Raw genomic sequence first — 18,442 nt, forward strand, 5'->3', positions numbered from 1 at the left:
CTGTTGCTTTCCTGGTCCGGACGCGCGGTCGCCTAGCGGCGGGCGGTGTCGCGGGCGAGGTTGACGACCTGGGCGGCAGGCAGGATCAGGCTGAACACGCGGCTCCAGCTCACCAGCGGCACGCGGTCGACGTACACCACGTCGCGCGGCTGCAGCTCGAAGCGGTCGGCCAGCGCGAGCGCCACCGGGTTCTTCGCGTTGAGGGCGAAGACCTGCTGCACGTCGAGGTTGTCGGGCGCGTTGCGCACCACGTAGATCTGGCCGGGATCGGAGGTGGCCAGGTCGGGCCCGCCCGCGTCGCCCAGCGCCTCGTTCAGGCTCAGCCGGCCGTTGTTGCGCATCTGCAGTGCGGACGGCGCCCGCACTTCGCCCATCACGTAGACCCGGCTGTCCTCGCGGGTGCCGACGTTCACCACGTCGCCGTTGCGCAGCGGGATGCTGTTGCCGTCGACGCCCAGCGACTGCAGCATCGGCAGGTTGATCTCGGTGGAGACGCCGCCGCGCGTCAGCGTGATGCGCGCGCGGTCGCCGGCCTGGGTGAAGCTGCCGGCGCGGCTGATGGCCTCCGAGAGCGTCATCGGCACGTCGGTGAAGATCTGCAGGCCCGGCGTGCGCACCTCGCCCTGCACGTAGGCGCGCTGGCTGCGGAACGACTGGATGCGCACCGTCACCTGCGGGTCCTTGATGAAGGCCTTGATGCGCCGCGCGATCAGCTCCGACGCGCCGCTCTCGGTCAGGCCCTGCACCTTGGCGCGCCCGATGTAGGGAAAGAAGATCTCGCCCTTGGCGTCGACGATGAAGCCGGGCGCCACGGTCACGCCGGTCGGGTCGGACTGCTGCGCGATCACCGCGCCGGCGTTCGGCAGCAGTTCCGGATGGTCGTACACGATGATGCCGACCACGTCCCCCGGCCCGATGGTGTAGACCGGCGCCGCGGCGAAGAGGCGCTTGATGTTGTCCGGCGGGCTCTTCGGCTTCTGCGCGAGCTGCGCGCGGATCAGGTCGGGCGTGATCGTGATGATCTTTCCGCTGTCCGCGGAGGCCGTGCTGTCGCCCGTGTTCTTGCCGTAGCCCAGCGGCCCCACCGAGCCGAAGCCCGGCGCGCAACCCGTCAGCGCCACCAGCCCGATCGACAGCAGCAGCGCCAGGCCCAGCCATCGCAGGCGGGACTCGGCCTCCAAACGGGCCAGGACTGCTGCGAGAGGGCGCGTTCCGCTTGATTGCGTCGCTGGATCATGGCGTTGCATGGTGAGCTCCTTGACGGCTGGTTGAGTTCGGGTTGATGAATGGGGCGAGGCCGGATGCCTCGCTTCAGGGCGCGGCCCAGGTGGTGGGCATGGCCGTTTCCACGCCGGCCGGCGCCCGGTTTTCCTGGCTGCGTCGTTCGGTAGCGGCGCCGAAGCAGCGCTCGGCGACCCAGTCGCCCACCGAGCGCAGGAACAGCTGCTGTCCCTTCTCCGTGCAGACGGTGTGGTCGACCTCGCCGATGAATTCGTACTGCACCCCTTGCGTGAAGGGCTTGCGCGCGAAGGCGCCGAGCTGGTCGCGACCCCGGTCGCAGACATGCAGGGAGCCCGAGTACAGGAGCTGCACGGCCACCTTGCGCTCGACGAGCCGCTCCAGCGCCGCGCCGAACCAGATCGCATTCGTCTCGGGCGCGCGCCTTTCGGCGAAGAAGCCGGGCAGCGGCACGGTCGAATGGCTGCTCAGGAAGCGGCGCTGCAGCCAGCGTCGGGCCTTGCCCGGGAAGGACGGATGCGCCGGTGCAGCCAGTGCGCGGCGCAGGTTGCGCTCCAGGCGTGCGCGAAGTTCGGGAAAGGCGAAGCCGTCGAACAGCGACACCGCCACCACGCGCTTGTCGGACAGGGCCGCCGACATCGCGTGCTGCACGCCCGAGCACATGCCGACGATCACGAACTGGCGCGCACCCAGCATGCGTTCGGCGGCATCCATGGCCGCCTTCAGGCTGTGCACGGCGCGGATCTGCAGGTCGGACGAGGTGTCGAGCGCGTCGCTGTCGCCGATGCCGCCGAGGTCGAAGCGCAGGCTGCCCACGCCGCGCGCGGCCAGCAGGTGCGCCAGCTTCACGTTGATGCGGCGCGGCCCCACGCGGTGGTTGGCGCCCATGTTGAACATCAGGCAGGCAATGCCGCCCGGCGCCGGCCGCTCGGGGATGGTGAGCATGCCCATCAGCGCGTCGCCGGGGCCGAACAGCAACGGCTTCTGCGTCGTCTTCGTGTCATTCATGGAGAGCCCCCTGGAGGCGGTTGAGTGCATCGGCCGGGACCATCGCGCTGTTGGGATAGGGGTCGGAGGTCCAGTCGAGCTGGTGGCTGAAGTACGCGAGGCGCACCGGCATGTGGCGCGACTGCTGGTCGGCGGCCCACTGCGCCGTGCGTTCGTCGTCGGGCCCGGCCAGCACCAGCGTGTCGTGCAGCGCGGTGAGCGGCAGCGACTCGGGCACCAGCGCCGCCAGCTGTGCGCGCAGCGCGGGCGAGAGCACGGTGCCGAGGGCTTCCTCGGGCATGGTCTCGGGCTCCTGCACGAGGCTGCGGCGCCAGGCCAGGTCGGGAATGCAGAAGGTGGTGTCGATGGCGACCACGTGCTGCTCGCGCAGCAGCCGCGCATAGCGGCGCCCGTCGATCACCGGCTCCCACAGCACCAGCCGCACCGGGTCGCAGCGCCCGCCGCGCGCGGCCAGCACGGCCACGGTGGCGCCGAGCCGCGCACCGATCCACACGATGGAGGCCGCGGGCGCGCGCCGCCGGAGTTCTTCGTGCGCCGAGCACAGGTCGCGGCGCCAGCCGTCGAGCTCGCCCTCGATCTCCTCGCCCGGCGAATCGCCCGAGCCGTAGAAGTCGAAGCGCAGCGTGGCGACGCCAGAGCGCGAGAGGCGTTCGGCCAGCACCTTGAAGAAGCGGTGCGTGCGCAGCCCCTCCTGCCCGAAGGGCGGGCACAGCAGCACGGCGGTGTCGTTTCCGCCACGGTCTTCCTCGGCGGGATGGAACACGCCGAAGACCTGGCGCGAGGCCGGCCCGAACATGATCGGTTCGAGGCGGGTCATGGAGCGATCTCCACGCTGCGCGCCCGGGCGCCAGCCTTCGGAGGGAGCGATGGGTCGCCCGTGTACCCGCCCGTGCCCGCTGCTCCCAGGCGGTTGGCGCGCGCCTCGGTCTGGCGCCATTCGGCGAGCGAGCCGACGCAATCCATCCGCGCGGGCGCCGGCCCGAGCACCAGCCACAGGATGCGGCCGGCCACGGACAGCTCGACGCTGCGGCGGTCGGGCTCCAGTCCCACTTCGAAGCTCTGCGACGACAGCAGCAGGCCCACGCCGACGGCCTTCAGGCAGGCTTCCTTGCGGGTCCAGCAGGTCAGGAAGGCGTGGTCGCGCTCATGGGCGGGCAAGGCGGCCAGCGCTTCCTGCTCGCGCCGCGTGAAATGCTCGGCCGCGAGGATCGCCGCGTCCGGCACCGGTCGAAGCAGTTCGATGTCGGCGCCCAGCGGGCCGCGCCCGCCGATGGCGATCAGCGCCAGCCCCTGGCTGTGGCTCAGCGAGAACTGGGTGCGCGCGTGGCCCGTGAGGGAAGGCTTGCCGAAGGAACCCCTGGACATGTGCAGCTCGGCGTGATGCAGGCCGGTGTATTCGCTCAACGCCTGCCGCAGCGCGACATGCGAGGCCACGTAGCGCTGCCGGTCCAGCTCGAAGCGGAAGCCCTCGGCACGGGCGCGCTCCTCCTCGGAGAGAAGCTCTTCGGCCGGGAGGTCGGTGAAGCTGTCCAGGTCGACGTACCGGCAGACCGGTGCGTCGATGGAGAGCGCATAGGGGGAGTCGCCGGTCATGATGTTCACCCCTTGCGCAGCCAGCCGCCGAGGGCGCCGAGCAGTCCGCCGCGCGGAGCCTGTGCGGCAGTGCCGGCGGCCAGCTCCGCGAGATCCGAAGGCACGCCCTCGCTGGCACCGTGCGCCGACGAGGCGATCTGCCCGAGGTTCTCGAACAGGTAACGGCGCGGCTCCACGCGGTGCCCCAGGGTCTGCGCCGCCTGCTGCACCGCGCGCAGCACGAGCAGCGAGTCGCCGCCGAGGTCGAAGAAGTTGTCGCTGGCGCGGATCTCGCTCAGGTCGATGCCGATCACGTCGGCCCAGATGCGAGCGAGCTGCGCCTGCTCGGGGTCGAGCTGGCTCTGCCTCGCCTTGCCTGCGCTGCCGTTGGGAGCGCCGTCCGCGGCGGCCTTGCCCGCATCGTTCGCCGCCAGCTTGCGCAGGTAGGCCGCGCTGGTGGAGGTTTCGGTGTCGGTGATCCGCTCGAGCGTGGCGCCCGGCTCGTCGGCCACGCGGCGCAGCACTTCGAGGTAGCGCTCGCGCAGCTGGGCGCCGGTCTCGCGCAGGTACACGTCGGCGTTGTAGATGAGCGCGCCTTCCAGGCCGTGCGGCTTGTCCATCAGCCACACGCCGATGTCGTCGGTGGCGCCGTGCTGCATCACGTGCATCTGGCGGGTCTGCAGGCTGCCGACGGAACGTGCGCGTTCGCGCGCGTCCTGGAAGGAGAACATCGACTGGTAGGGCCCCGAGGTCTTGATCTGCCCTGCATAGCCCGGCTCGGCCATCAGGCGCTCGAAGGGCACCTGCTGGTTGTTCATCATCGACAGCAGCTCCTGCTTCACGTAGCGCATGAAGGCGGGCAGGGTGAGCGCGCGGTCGACCGTGAGCGAGACCGGCAGCACGTTGTTGAAGAAGCCCATAACGTCTTCCGTCTCGGCCTGCTGCCGCCCGCGCACCGGATTGGCGATGACGATGGCGTCGTTGCCCGTCACCTGCGCCATGGTCAGCGCGTACACGCCGAAGGTGAGCATGCTGAGCGTCACGTCCATGTCGCGCGCGATCTCGCGCAGCCGCTGCGTGCTCTGCAGGTCGATGTGGATCCAGTGCGCGCCGCCCTGGCCGCTCTTGCCGGCGCGCCGGGGCATGTCGGTCACGGGCGGCCGCACGGCCTTCGCGCCTTCGAGGCGGCCGCGCCAGAACGCGAGCTGCTCCTCGCAGGCGGGCTCGGTCAGCCACTTCTCGAGCCACTGGGCGTAGTCGCCCTGGGTGGTCATGAGCGTGGGCAGGTTGTGCGGGCGGCCTCGTTCGGCGGCGTCGTAGAGCGCGGCCAGCTCGCGCTGCATCAGGTCGAAGGACCAGCCGTCCCAGATCAGATGGTGCGGAACGAAGAGGAACACATGCTCGTTGTCGTCGAGCTGGAACAGCGTCGCGTGCATCATCGGCGCGGCGTGGATGTCGATCGGCCGGTCCGCCAGCTCCTGCATGCGCTCGGCCAGTTCGGCTTCGCGCTGGTCGGCGGGCAGGCTGCGCAGGTCCACCAGCGGCAGCGTGAATTCCGCGGACTCCGAAATCATCTGGACCGGCTTCCCGCTTTGCGGATCGATGTCGATGCGCGTGCGCAGCGAGGGCTGGCGGCGGATGATCTCGCGCCACACGTTCTCGAAGCGCGCGGCGTCGAGCTGACCCGTGAGCCGCTGCGCCGAGGGCGCGTTGTAGACCGAGCGACCCGGATGCAGCTGCTCCATGAAGCGGATGCGCTCCTGCGCGAGCGTGAGCGGCGCGGTGGTGCGGCCGATGCTGCGGCCGATCGGTGCCTGCAGCCCGACGCCCGCGCCCTGCAGCGCCTGGATGGCCGCGGCCAGCTTCCCGGCCGTGGGCGACTCGAACAGCGAGCGCAGCGGCAGCGTCACCTGGAACTCGCGGCTCAGCAGCGTGGTGAGTCGCGCGGCCAGCAGCGAATGGCCGCCCATGGTGAAGAAGTCGTCGTGCATGTCGAGGCCGGGCAGGCTCAGCACCTTCTCCATGAGCGCGAGCACCTTGCGCTCGTGCTCGTTGGCCGGGGCCGAACCGCGCCGCACGCCGTCGCGCGCCACCGCCTGCGGCGGCGGCAGCGAGACGCGGTCGACCTTGCCGTTGCCCAGCGTGGGCAGGGCGTCGAGCGTCACCACGTGCTGCGGCAGCATGAAGGCGGGCAGGTGCTTGCGCAGGTGCACCATCAGCGCGTCGAGGTCGAAGCCCGCGCCGGGCTTCAGCGCGAGGTAGGCCACCAGGCGCACGTCGCCGGGGTTGTCCTCGCGCGCCACCACCACGCTGCGCGAGACACCGGCCACTTCGCAGCAGCGCACCTCGATCTCGCCGGGCTCGATGCGGTAGCCGCGAACCTTCACCTGGAAGTCGAGCCGCCCGAGGTGGTCGAGCAGCCCGTCGTTGCGCCAACGGCCCCGGTCGCCCGAGCGGTACATCTTCTTCGGGGTGCCGAAGATGCGCACGGTGACGAAGCGCTCGGCCGTCAGCTCGGGGCGGTCGAGATAGCCCAGCGAAACGCCTTCGCCCGCGATGCAGATTTCTCCGGGCACGCCGATGGGGCAGGGCTGCAGATCGGCGTCGAGGATCCAGATTTCCGTGTTGTCGACGGGCCTGCCGATGGACACGCCGCGCGAGGCGATCTCATCCGGGCGCACGTGCCAGGCCGTGGAATACACGGTCGTCTCCGTCGGCCCGTAGCCGTTCCACAGGCCCTCCATGCGCTCGCACAGCGCCAGCGCCATGCTCGGGCGCAGCGCCTCGCCGCCGGTCCAGCCACGGAAGCCCGGGGCGCCGCCGGCCCACTGGGCGTCGAGCAGCAGCTGCCACATGCCGGGGGTGGCCTGCAGCAAGGTGATCTGTTCCTCGTCCAGCGCCTTGGACAGTCGGTTGCCGTCCATCGCGACCTCGCGCTTCACCATCACCAGCTCGGCGCCGGCAGCCAGCGGCAGCAGCAGGTCGGGCACGGCCATGTCGAAGGACAGCGTGGTCACGGCGGCGATGCGGTCGGCCGGGCCAATGCCCGATTCGCGCCGCATCCACTGCAGCAGGTGCGCCACGCCACGGTGATGGGCGATCACGCCCTTGGGCAGGCCGGTCGAGCCGGAGGTGTAGATCACGTAGGCGGCGTCTTCCGACTCCGGGTCGTCGGCGCTCGGCGGCAGTGCTTCGCCGGAGAGTTGTCGCCATGCGGTGTCGCGGTCGATCTCGAAGATGCGCTGGCCCGCGTCGCCGCGCCAGTCGCGCGGGGCGACCGCGATGTCCGACGAGGTCAGCATCAGGCTGAGCTTCGCGTCGCTGGCGTAGTGGTCCAGCCGCGCCTGCGGGAATGCGGTGTCCAGAGGCACGTAGGACGCGCCGGCCTTCAGCACGCCCAGCATCGCGACGACCATCTCGAGGCTGCGCTCCAGGCACAGGCCCACGCGCTGGCCACGGCCCACGCCGCGTGCGCGCAGGGCACGGGCGAGGCGGTTGGAGAGCGCCTCGAGCTCGCCATAGCTGCAGCTGCGGGCGCCGTCGCGCACCGCGGGGCTGTCGGGTTGCAGCGGCACCCGCGCCACGAAGCCGGCGTGCGCCAGCGGCGCACCCACCAGCGGAACGCGCGCGGGCTGCAGCGCGACCAGCGAGCGCGCGGCGTCGGCCGACAGCACTTCGAGCCGGCCGATGGTCTCGTCGGGCTTGTGCGAGGCCGACTGCAGCACGCACTCGAACATGTCGAGCCAGCGCTGAACGCTGACTTCGTCGAAGAGGTCGGTGTTGTACTGCGCCTCCACCATCAGGCCGCCGTCGAGCGGGCGCAGGTTCACGAACAGCTCGAAGTTCTCGTAGCGGCGAGCGATGGTGTCCTGCACCACGTCGAGGCTGGTGAAGGCCTGCGCGCTGCTGGCCACGTCGGGGTCGACGTTGAACGCCACGCTCACCAGCGGCAGCCGGCTCGGATCGCGCTCAAGCGAGAGCTGGCCCAGCAGTGCGCCGTAGGTGAGCGCCTGGTGGTCGAAGGCGTCGAGCACGGCGGTGCTGCATTCGTCCATCAGCGCGTCGAAGCGCATGCCCGGGTGAGCGGCCAGGCGCAGCGGCAGCAGGTTCACGCAGTGGCCGACCAGGCCGGGCATGTCGTGCGCGAGCTGGCCCGAGGCCGGAATGCCGACCACGATGTCTTCATGGCCCGTGAGGCGGTGCAGCGTCGCGACGAAGCCGCTGAGCAGGCCGGTGAACAGGCTGATGCCGGCCTTGGTGCTGGTCGAGCGCACGGCACCGACCAGGCGCTTGTCGAGCAGGCGTTCGGCCCGGAGCGAATTGAAGGTGCGCGCAGCCGGGCGCGGCCGGTCCAGCGGGAGGTCGAGCACTGGCAGGGTGTTGCCCGAGAAGCGGCCCAGCCAGTAGTCCACGTGCAGCTGCATGTCCGGGTGCGCCGCCGCTGCGGCTTCCTCTGCAGCGAAGTCGGCGAAGAGCGGTGCCGCCTTGAGCTTCAGCCCGGTGCCGGTTTCCTCGGCATACAGGTGGCCCAGCTGCTCGGTGATGACCGCCCACGACCAGCCGTCGCAGACGACGTGATGCGCCGACATCACGAGCTCGTGCTCGGCCCTGCCAAGGCGATACAGCACTGCCCTGAACAACGGGCCGTGCTCCAGCGGGAAGGGCGTGCAGACGGCGTCTTCGTGCGCGTCGCGCAGTGCCTGGGCGCGGGCTTCGGGCTCGAGCGCGGACAGGTCGTGCTCGACGAGGACGTTCGCGCCGGGCTGGCTCACCAGCATGCAGGTGCCGTCGGGCGAGATGGTGGAGCGCAGCGCCTGGTGGCGCGCGAGCAGCCGGTCCATGGCCCTCGAGAGGGCCGCCTGGTCGAGTTCGCCGCGCAGGCGCAGCACGACGGATTCGTTGTAGGCCATGGAGGCCTCGGTGCCCAGCGTTGCGCCGAGCCAGACTTCGCGCTGCGATTCCGTGGTCGGAATGATGCAATCGACGACGCCACCGCTCACGGTGGGCTTCAGAACGGCGTTCATGCTGCAACCTTTCCATTGACGAGGTGGTGGCTGGTGGGGGACGCCGCGTCGGGTACGTACCAGAAGGGCTGGCCGTCGATGTCGCGGGCCAGCACGGAGCCTTCTTCGGTCGGCTTGTGGATGTCGAAGCCGGTAACGGGTACGGCGCGGCGCGGCAGGAAGCCGGATTCCTGCATCTCGGCGACCGACTCCTTGAAGGCGCGCTGGATGAAGGCGATGTCCTCGGCGCTGTGGGCGCTGGTGAGGAAGCACGGGAAGTTGTCTAGGATGTGGATGCCGCGGCTGCGCATCATGGCGAACAGCAGGTCCTGCAGCGGGTGGTCCTCGAGCCAGCTCACGCGCCACAGCGATGCGAAGTGGCGCACCTCGATGGGCGCGCCGATCTCCTTGCACCAGCCCGTGAGTTCGGCGGCCATGGCGGTGGTGCTGGCGTTGAGCCCGGCCTGCAGCGCCGGCCCGGCCTCCTTCAGGTGCGTGAGCGATGCCTTCGCCGCGGCGAGCGCGAGCGGGTGGCGCACGAAGGTGCCGGCGAAGTAGGTCACGCCCACGCCGGGGATCGAGTCGTCTCCGTACTGCCAGGCACCGCCGTCGAGTGCGTCCATGAATTCGCGCTTGCCGGCGATCACGCCCACCGGGAAGCCGCCGCCGATCACCTTGCCGTAAGTCGCGAGGTCGGCGCGCACGCCGAACAGCTCCTGCGCGCCGCCCAGCGCGGTGCGGAAGCCGGTGATGACCTCGTCGAAGATCAGGCAGCAGCCGTTCTTCGCTGTGATCTCGCGCACTTCGTGCAGGAACTCGCGCGGCTGGAAGTCGGGGCGGCGGCTCTGCACCGGCTCGGCCAGCACGGCGGCGAGGTCGTCGGCGTTCTCGCGGATGAAGGCCAGCGCCTCGGGCGTGCCGTAGTCGAGCACGCGGATGTCGCCGAACATGCCGCTCATCACGCCGGGCGCGGCCGACAGGCCCTTGCCGCCCTTGCCGGCGCGCACCAGCACCTCGTCGAAGGTGCCATGGTAGGAGCCGGTGAACACCACCACCGTGCTGCGGCCGGTGACGGTGCGCGCGATGCGCAGCGCCGCCATCACCGCCTCGGAACCTGTGTTGCACAGGCCCGCGCGGTCGTTGCCCGTGAGTTCGCAGACCAGCGCCGTGACCTCGGCCGCCAGCGGGTGCTGCGGGCCGATCTCGTAGCCGTCGTCGAGCTGCTTGCGCACGGCCTCCTGAACGAAGTCGGGCTGCCAGCCGAACATGTTCATGCCGAAGCCGTTGAGTGCGTCGACATACTCGTTGCCGTCGAGATCCCACATCTTCGAGCCCTTGGAGCGCTCGATGACGATCTGGTAGGTGATCTCCTTCGTGATCGGCCTGAAGCCGTTGACCACGCGCGGGTCGGCCATGTGCGCACGGTTGGCCTGGGTGAATTCCTTGCTCTTGCGCGTGCGCTCCACGTAGCGGCGGACGAAGGCCGCGAGCCGCGCCTTCTGCCGGCCGCTGGGCTCGGCGGTGCGCTGCGTGTGGATGCGGGCGATGGCGCCGAAGGCCTTGCTCACGTCGTAACGCACGGGCTGTGCGGGCTCCTCGGCGGGCACGGCGACCGCTGCCGGCGCCACCTGGGCCGGCACAGCCTGGAGCGTGACGGCCGGCGCGGCGGGAATCGCGCCCGACAGCAGCGCGAGTTGCTGTCGCATCAATTCCATCTGCTGCGAAATCAGCTGAGGCAACTGGGCCTCGCCCGAAATGGCGCCTTGTGCGGGCATGTACACGGGCATCGGCCGGGCTTGCAGCAGGGTGACGCCGCTTTCGACGGGAGCCGTGGTGACGACCGGCGCGGCAACCGCCGCGGGCGCCGCTTCGGGCGGCAGGCTTTCCCGCAGGAAGGCGGAGAGCGAGTCGAAGCTGCGGTAGTTCTCCATCAGCTGGCGGAAGCTGAGGTTGACCTTGAAGTGCTTCTTGATCTGCGTGGCCGCCTGGGTCAGCGTGAGGGAGTCCAGCCCCAGTTCGCCGAAGGGCGCCTGCCCCTCGGCCTGGGCCATGTCGAGGCCGGAGATGTCCTCGAACAGGGCACGCAGGCGCGTGTCGACGGACGAACCGCCGGAAGAAGGAGGAAGAGGCGAGGGCGTAGCAGCAGTCACGATCGGCTCCAGGAAAACGGGTGGAACGAAGGGCGCAGGGGGTGCGACAGCGGTGGCGACGGGCGCGGTCGCTGTCGCGGCGGATGGGGCAATGGCAGGGGCGATGTCGACCCAGCAGCGCTTGCGCTCGAACGGCGTGGTGGGCAGGCGCACGCGCTGGGCACCGGCACGGGCGCTCAGGCGCGAGAGTTCGACCTCAGCGCCACAGGTCCAGAGGCGGCCTAGCGCCAGGCGCAGGGTGCGGGCCTCGTCGGCGGGGCCGCCGGGCTCCGTGTGCAGCAGCGAGACGACACTGCCTGCGCCGTGCTGGCGTACCAGCGTGGCGAGCATGTTGCGCGGGCCGGCTTCGACGAACAACGGGCTCTCCGTCTGCGCCATCGCGCAGCGCACCGCGGGCGAGAAGCGCACGGTGCCGCGCAGGTGCCGGGCCCAGTAGGCCGGGCTGGTGGCCTCGGCGTCTTCGAGCGGCTTGCCGGTGAGCGTCGAATAGATCGGAGTCTGCGGCGCGCGCAGCGCCACCTTGTCGACCAGCGCCTCGAAGGGCGCGATGGCCGCGTCCATCATGGCCGAGTGGAAAGCGTGCGAGGTCTGCAGCGGGCGGCTCGGAATGCCGTCGGCCTCCAGCGCCGACTGCAGCGCCGCGATGGCGTCGAAGGGGCCGGCCGCGACGCAGGCCGTGGGGCCGTTCTCGGCGGCGAGGGAAAGCTGCGGGCCGAGCCTGTCGAGCAACTGGGCCGCGCCCATGCGCACCGACAGCATCGCGCCGGCAGGCTGGGCCTGCATGAGCGCGCCGCGGCGGGCTACCAGCCGGGCCGCGTCTTCGAGGCGCATCACGCCTGCGATCACTGCCGCGACGAACTCGCCGACGCTGTGGCCGATCAGCGCATGCGGCCGCGCGCCCAGCGCCAGCAGCCGCCGCGCGAGGGCGTATTCGAGCGTGAAGATCGCGGGCTGCGTTGCGGCCGTGGGCGCCAGCGATTGCGGGTCGTCCGAAAACATGCGCTCGCGCAGGTCGAAATCCGTTGCGCCTTCGAAGGCGGCCATGCAGTCGTCGAAGGCGGCGGCGAACACCGGGTCGTTCGCGTGGAGGTTGCGGCCCATGCCGGCGTACTGCGCGCCCTGTCCGGGGAACATCAGCACGAGTTGCGGCGCGCGCGAGCTCGTGCGGCCGCTGGTGCTGCAGGAAGAGCCGGCATCACGCAGGGCTGCAATCGCCTCGGCTGCGTTGTCGGCCACCACTGCGCGGCGGAATGCGTGAGCCTTGCGGCCGACCGCCAGGGTGTGGGCCACGTCGGCCAGCGGAAGCCCGGGATGGGCTTCGAGGTGCGATGCGAGCTGCGCGGCGGCCACTGCGAGCGCGGCTTCGGAGCGCGCCGACAGCGGCAGCACCTGGTCGCCCGTCGCGGCCAGAGATGCAGGCCGGGGCGGCGCCTCCTCGACGATGACGTGCGCATTGGTGCCGCCGACGCCGAAGGAGCTGACGCCCGCGCGGCGCGGCTGATCGGCGCGCAGCCACGGCTGCAGGCTCGCCGTGACGTGGAAGGGCGTGCGCGCGAAGTCGATCGACGGGTTCGGCGCGCTGAAATGCACGGTCGGCGGAATCTGCTCGTGGTACAGCGCCAGCGCCGTCTTGATGAGCCCGGCCGCGCCCGCCGCCGTGACCATGTGGCCGACGTTGCTCTTGACCGAGCCGAGCGTGCAGTAGCCGAGCGCGTCCGTGTGCTCGGCATAGGCGACGGCCAGCGCCTCGACCTCGATCGGGTCGCCCATCGGCGTGGCCGTGCCATGCGCCTCCACGTACGAGATGCTGCGCGCGTCCACGTCGGCCGCCGCCAGCGCGGCGCGGATCACCGCCGCCTGCCCGTCGACGCTGGGTGCCGTGAAGCTGGCCTTGGCGCCGCCGTCGTTGTTCACGCAGGCGCTGCGCAGCACGGCGTAGATGGTGTCGCCGTCGGCCTGCGCATCGGCCAGCCGCTTGAGCAGCACCACGGCCGCGCCGTCGCTGAAGACCGTGCCGCGGGCCTGCGCGTCGAAGCTGCGCGTGTGGCCGTCGGGCGAGAGCATCGAGCCCTCGTTGTAGAGATAGCCGCTGCGCGGCGGGCAGGTGACCGACGCGCCGCCCGCCAGCGCCATGTAGCACTGGCCCGTGCGCAGCGCGTGGAAGGCATGGGCCACGGCCACCAGCGAGGTCGAGCAGGCGGTGTGCACGCTGACGGCCGGACCGGTGAGGTTGAGCCGGTTCGCCACCCGCGTGGTGATGTAGTCCTTCTCGTTGGCCAGCATCACCTGGAATTCGCCGACCGGCTCCACCAGGTCAGGCCGCGTGCTCACGTGGCGCTGGTGGTAGGTGGCGTTGTACATGCCGGCGTACACGCCCACCGGGCCCGGCGCGGCGTCGGGCACGTAGCCGGCGCGCTCCAGGCATTCCCAGCAGATCTCGAGGAACACGCGCTGCTGCGGGTCCATGAGTTGCGCCTCTTTCGGGCCGATGCCGAAGAAGGCTGCGTCGAAGTCCTCGATGCCGTCGATCACGCCGCGTGCGCGCACGTAGGCCGGGTCGCTGCGCAGGGCTTCGCCGATGCCGGCGTCGAGCGTGGCGTCGTCGAAGAAGCTGATGGTGTCGCGGCCGGCGACGAGGTTGTCCCAGAACTGCTCGACGTCGGCCGCGCCGGGGAAGCGGCCGGCGGTGCCGATCAGGGCGACCGCGTCATGAAGAGGGGTGGCCGCCGCGGCCGGCCGATCCTTGAGACCGGCCGCGGCGGCCGTGGCGGGCTGATCGCTCGCCGGCTGCATCCGCGCACCCATTGCTTTTGGCGTGGGATTGCGGAAAAAAAGATTGGTCGACAGCTGCATGCCGGTGCCGCGCCGCAACTCGGCAAGCACCTGCAGCACCAGCAGCGAATCGCCACCGAGGTCGAAGAAGTTGTCGTTGCGCCCGACCTTCGAGATGCGCAGCGCACGCGCGAAGGCCTCGCACACCTGCTGTTCGATGGCGCCCTGAGCCTCCTCGAAGGGCTGCGCGAGTTCGGGGCGTTCGCCGACCGGCTCGGGCAGCGCCTTGCGATCGAGCTTGCCGTTGGGGGTGACTGGAAGCTGTTCGAGCCAGACCTGCGCGGCCGGCACCATCGCGGCGGGCAGGCGCTCGGCGAGGTGGGCGCGCAGGGTGTCCCACGAGACCTTTTCTTCTCCAGAGTGCGAAACCAGATAGGCAACGAGGCGCAGTTGCCCGCCGCCGTCGGGCCGCGCAACCACCGCGCAGGACTGCACGCCGGGGTGCGCGAGGATCGCAGCCTCCACCTCGCCGGTCTCGACGCGGTGGCCGTGGATCTTCACCTGGCCATCGCGCCGGCCGATGAACTCGATGGTGCCGTCGGGCAGCCAGCGCGCGAGGTCGCCGGTGCGGTAGAGCCGGTCGCCAGGGCCGCCGAAGGGGTCGGGCACGAAGCGCTCGGCGCTGAGTTCCGGTTGCCGCAGATAGCCGCGAGCCAGCCCATGGCCACCGATGCAGAGCTCGCCCACGAAGCCGGTCGGCAGCAGCGCCATCGAGGGGCTCAGCACGCGCAGCACGGTGTCATTGATGGGGCGGCCGAGCGGAACCGAGCGCAGGTCTTCTGGCAGCGGCAATTCGATGCGATGCGTGGCCGCGAAGGTGGTGCATTCGGTCGGGCCGTAGCCGTTGCTCAGAACAAGCCCGGGCAGCGCGGCCAGTGCGCGACGCACATGCGCCACCGACAGCGCTTCGCCGCCGGTGAAGAGATGCCGCAGGCCCGAAAGATGCGCCGGGTCGTCGTCGACGACTGCGTTGAAGAGCGCGGCCGTGAGCCAGGCGGTGTGCACGCCATGGCGCGCGATGGTGCGGGCAAGGCCGGCGCCCGTCGGTACGCGTTCATCGTGGACCACGCAGCAGCCGCCATTGAGCAGCGGGCCCCAGATTTCGAGCGTGGCCGCATCGAAACCCAGCGGTGCCGCATGCAGCACGGCCAGGCCGGGCACGAGCGATACGTAGTCCACGCCCACGACGAGCCGCAGGATCGAGCGATGGCAGATCTCGATGCCCTTGGGCGTGCCTGTCGAGCCCGAGGTGTACATGACGTAGGCCACCGATTCCGCATCGATGGCCGGTGGATTCCATGAACTCCGGTTTTCATTGTCTGCATGCTCGTCGACCAGAAAAACGCCGTGATGAGGGGGGATGAGGTGGCGGTGCTCCCGCGCCGTCAGCACCTGGTGCGCGCCTGCCTCTTCGAGCATGTAGGCGATGCGCTCGGGCGGATAGTCCGTCGGCACCGGTACATAAGCCGCGCCGGCCTTGAGGATGCCCAGCTGCGCGACGATGGCCGACATCGAACGGTCGAGCAGCATGCCGACGCTGTCGCCGGCGCGAACGCCCAGGGACTGGAGGCGCTGCGCGAGATCGCCGGAGCGGCGGTCGAGTTCGCCGTAGCTCATCCGCGTGTCGCCTTGCGCAAGAGCGACGGCGTCGGGCGACGCCGCGGCCTGCCGGCTGAACATGGCGGGCACTGTGAGAGCGAGGTCGATCGGGGAGAGGACTGAGTTCCAGGCGTCGAGCTGATCGGAGCGGTCGGCGAGCGGCAGCGTGCGGATATCGCCCAGTGCGGCGCCGGGATGAGCGAGCAGGTCTTCGGCGGTGTCCGCGATGGCCGCGAGCAGCCGGTCGAGCCCGGCTGCGTCCAGCAGGCCCGGGGCCGCCTCCATATATAGAGAAGCCGATGCGGCATCGAAGCTCAACTGCAGCAGGGCGTCGTGTGTCGCCTGCGGTGCCGAACGGCAGCTCAGGTCCAGGTCGGCAAGCCAGGCGCCTGCCTCGAGGGGGGCAGGCAAGGGCGTTCCGAGCCAGCGCGACTGCAGCAGCAGCCATGCGCCCGCGAAGAGGGTGTCGGGCAACTGGCCGCTGGTGGCGAACCAGCGGGTCCAGTCCTGGGCGAATCGGGGGGCCAGCGTCAACGATGCGGCGTGGGGGTTGGCCGACCCCTTCGAATTGGATCGCCGCACGAACAGGTCTTCCAGGGCGAGCCCTGGAGCGCCTTGCATTGCCTGCGAAACAGTTTGAATTTCCACGTAAGTATCCCAAAAGAAATACAGCGAAAGTAATTGGACGAGTGAAAATTCCACTCGTCCAATTAATATTGAGAAAGCCGGTGCCTGTTTTTTCGTGTCTTCATCCTAGGGTGTTTCCCGCAGGCGTTGTGCGTACTTTAGGCCCAAGTTACAACTGGATAAGGTTATTTCTGAAACGTACTACCCGAATCGTCCAGTACGAGGTAGCTGATGCGCGATCCGCAGGGAAAAAGAGGCCGGACAACCCGCCGCAAGGGCTTACGAAGGCCGGTCGAAGCGGGGTACTCCTGGGGATATCCGGGGCACGCGCGAGGGAAAGGCACCCGACCGGCCGTTCCGGAGGAGCTGCCCGCCGCCGGATCGTCTTGCCCGGGAGTCATGCGGAAAGTGCGCTCCAAAAGATGTCGAAAAATGAAACATCCTCCCGGCGCCGACTGTTATGAATTGGCAGGGCTTGTAACCTAACAAAAAATATCTGTACAAAACCTGCAAATGGAAAAAACTGGGGAGGACACGGTTCTTTTGCCGAAAGAAATTTTCCAGATGCCAAAAACACTCGGCGACATCCTATTACCCGATGTAGTTCTCGTGCGCCAGGGCAGCTATCTGGAATCAATTCTTCCGGGCAATTCGGATGCATTGATCGCAAACGCGATGTACTTCGGCAATGAGGCGTGGGCGCGGGAATATCTGGCTTCCTGCCACCGGGACGGGTATTTCCGCAGCCGCTGGCTGGCCGCCACGGGCGAGTGGACGGACAAGGTCGTCATCGACCTGGGTTGCGGGCCGGGCAATGTCTTCGCGACGCTGGGTGGCAGTCCGAAATTGCTCGTAGGCGTCGACGTGGCCGCGGCCTCGCTCGAACTTGCCGCTGTCGTGGGCTACATCCCGGTGCTGGCGGACGTGGCGCACACCCCGTTCCGCCCGCAGGTGGCGGACATCGTGGCGATCAATGCCACCTTGCACCATTGCGACGACATGCAGGCGGTGCTGCGCGAGGGGGCCCGTCTGGTGAAGCCGGGTGGCTTGCTGGTCACCGACCACGATCCGCAACTGGCGGCGTGGAACTACAAGGGGCTGGCCCGCCTGCTCTGGAATGCGCGGCTGTGGGTCTACCGCGTGCTGGGGCGCGGCTTCCACAGGAGCGGCAGCCAGCAGTCATGGAGGCTGCGCAGCGAGGTACGTCACCGGCCCGGCGACGGCGTGACGAAGGAGTTCTTCGAGTCCACGCTGGCGCCGCTGGGCTTCGAGGTCCGGGTGCATCCGCACAACCACTGGATCGGAGCCCGGGCCCTGGACGGCGAGGCCGGCCCGGTGCAATGGAAATACCGCATGGGCAACCGGCTGTCGGGCCGCGACCCCGATGCGCCCTCGAGCGCGCTCTCGCTGATGTGCGTCGCGAGGCGCACGGGCGTCAAAAACCCCGAGGCCCGCTGAACGCCCGGCCACTGCTGGTAGCCTTCGCGGATTCTTCGAGCGCGGCCCAGTACGACCGGGCGCGCGAGATTCAGGTCATCCAGGAAGGAATCCGGTAGTGGTTGTTGTGACAGGAAGGAACTGGCGCGCGGGCCTGGTGCTGAGCGCGGCATTGTTGGTGGCGGCGTGCTCCACCTCACCCAAGGCGCCGGTGGCCGGGCCTGGCGAGTACGTCGTCCAGCCGGGCGACACGCTCTATCGCATCGCGTCGAAGGCCGGCCGCTCGCCGGGCGACATCGCGCGATGGAACAACCTGCAGGACCCCGACAAGCTCGAGGCGGGGCAGGTGCTGCGGGTCGTGCCGCCGGGCGGAGCGGCTTCCTCGTCCGACGCACCGCCTCCGAGAAGCACGGGCGCCGAGCGTCCGGAGCGCCCCGAACGCGCAAGGCCTCCGCGCGCCTCGGCACCGGAGCCGGTCGCACCGCCCGCATCGCGGCGCAGCGACTGGGCCTGGCCGGCGCCGGGCCAGGTGATCGCGGGCTTCAACGGCACCAGCAGCAAGGGCATCGACATCGGCGGCAACGCCGGCGACCCGGTGGCTTCCATCGGCGCGGGCAAGGTGGCAGTGACCGAGACACTGCGCGGCTACGGCAGCGTGGTGATGGTCGACCACGGCGGCTCCTACATGTCGGTCTACACCAACCTGCGCACGGTGCTGGTCAAGCAGGGCCAGCAGGTGAAGCAGGGCCAGAAGATCGCGGAGATCGGCAATTCGGACGGCGGACGCGCAAGGCTTCACTTCGAGATCCGCTACCGCGGCAACGCCGTCGATCCGCGCCAGTATCTGCCGGCGAGGTAAGCAGGCGAGCGGGGCGCCGTGCCTGCTCTGGCGAACGGCATCCCCCGAATTGGCGATACCGCGGCGCCCGCGAAGTGCTCAGACTTTTGCCCTTGGCTCTATACAGGGAAGCAGAA

The 18,442-nt window shown here is 69.8% G+C and carries 8 protein-coding genes; 2 read left to right on the forward strand and 6 right to left on the reverse strand.

Annotation, left to right across the window (positions count from 1 at the left end; translation table 11 throughout):
- Positions 1–32: 32 nt before the first annotated feature.
- The 6 genes from EJO71_RS22890 to EJO71_RS22915 all read right to left on the reverse strand — a co-directional run bounded on the left by EJO71_RS22890 (position 33) and on the right by EJO71_RS22915 (position 15,937).
- On the reverse strand, positions 33–1,247 hold the full coding sequence (locus tag EJO71_RS22890) for a polysaccharide biosynthesis/export family protein (protein ID WP_125950953.1): 1,215 nt from the start codon (positions 1,245–1,247) through the stop codon (positions 33–35).
- Between the two features lie 64 nt (positions 1,248–1,311).
- Positions 1,312–2,247, reverse strand: a complete 936-nt coding sequence (locus tag EJO71_RS22895; RefSeq protein ID WP_125950954.1) for a hypothetical protein — start codon at positions 2,245–2,247, stop codon at positions 1,312–1,314.
- The gene (locus EJO71_RS22900) at positions 2,240–3,064 is read right to left on the reverse strand and encodes an alpha/beta hydrolase (protein ID WP_125950955.1); all 825 of its coding nucleotides are present in this window, start codon (positions 3,062–3,064) and stop codon (positions 2,240–2,242) included. Before EJO71_RS22900 ends, EJO71_RS22895 begins: the two co-directional genes overlap by 8 nt.
- Complete coding sequence (locus EJO71_RS22905; RefSeq protein WP_125950956.1) at positions 3,061–3,840, reverse strand: 4'-phosphopantetheinyl transferase superfamily protein; 780 nt, start codon at positions 3,838–3,840, stop codon at positions 3,061–3,063. The genes EJO71_RS22900 and EJO71_RS22905 overlap by 4 nt, the downstream gene beginning before the upstream one ends.
- Before the next feature lie 5 nt (positions 3,841–3,845).
- Positions 3,846–8,843 (reverse strand): non-ribosomal peptide synthetase, encoded by a 4,998-nt coding sequence (locus EJO71_RS22910; protein WP_125950957.1) that lies wholly within the window; start codon positions 8,841–8,843, stop codon positions 3,846–3,848.
- Positions 8,840–15,937: a polyketide synthase gene (locus tag EJO71_RS22915; RefSeq protein ID WP_240651483.1), complete on the reverse strand. Its 7,098-nt coding sequence runs from the start codon at positions 15,935–15,937 to the stop codon at positions 8,840–8,842. The genes EJO71_RS22910 and EJO71_RS22915 overlap by 4 nt, the downstream gene beginning before the upstream one ends.
- Before the next feature lie 657 nt (positions 15,938–16,594).
- On the opposite strand from EJO71_RS22915, the gene EJO71_RS22920 reads away from it, so the two are divergent.
- Positions 16,595–17,488 carry a class I SAM-dependent methyltransferase gene (locus EJO71_RS22920; protein ID WP_125950959.1) on the forward strand — a complete coding sequence of 298 codons (894 nt, stop codon included), beginning with the start codon at positions 16,595–16,597 and terminating at the stop codon, positions 17,486–17,488.
- A gap of 97 nt (positions 17,489–17,585) precedes the next feature.
- Positions 17,586–18,326, forward strand: a complete 741-nt coding sequence (locus EJO71_RS22925) for a peptidoglycan DD-metalloendopeptidase family protein (protein WP_240651484.1) — start codon at positions 17,586–17,588, stop codon at positions 18,324–18,326.
- Positions 18,327–18,442: the final 116 nt, after the last annotated feature.

The sequence above is a fragment of the Variovorax sp. 679 genome (assembly GCF_003952185.1).
Classification (GTDB): domain Bacteria; phylum Pseudomonadota; class Gammaproteobacteria; order Burkholderiales; family Burkholderiaceae_C; genus Variovorax.

Excerpts from the sequence above, each read along its gene's own strand:
- EJO71_RS22890 (WP_125950953.1), bottom strand. The coding sequence starts at position 1,247 with ATGCAACGCCATGATCCAGCGACGCAATCAAGCGGAACGCGCCCTCTC.
- EJO71_RS22895 (WP_125950954.1), bottom strand. The coding sequence starts at position 2,247 with ATGAATGACACGAAGACGACGCAGAAGCCGTTGCTGTTCGGCCCCGGC.
- EJO71_RS22900 (WP_125950955.1), bottom strand. The coding sequence starts at position 3,064 with ATGACCCGCCTCGAACCGATCATGTTCGGGCCGGCCTCGCGCCAGGTC.
- EJO71_RS22905 (WP_125950956.1), bottom strand. The coding sequence starts at position 3,840 with ATGACCGGCGACTCCCCCTATGCGCTCTCCATCGACGCACCGGTCTGC.
- EJO71_RS22910 (WP_125950957.1), bottom strand. The coding sequence starts at position 8,843 with ATGAACGCCGTTCTGAAGCCCACCGTGAGCGGTGGCGTCGTCGATTGC.
- EJO71_RS22920 (WP_125950959.1), top strand. The coding sequence starts at position 16,595 with ATGCCAAAAACACTCGGCGACATCCTATTACCCGATGTAGTTCTCGTG.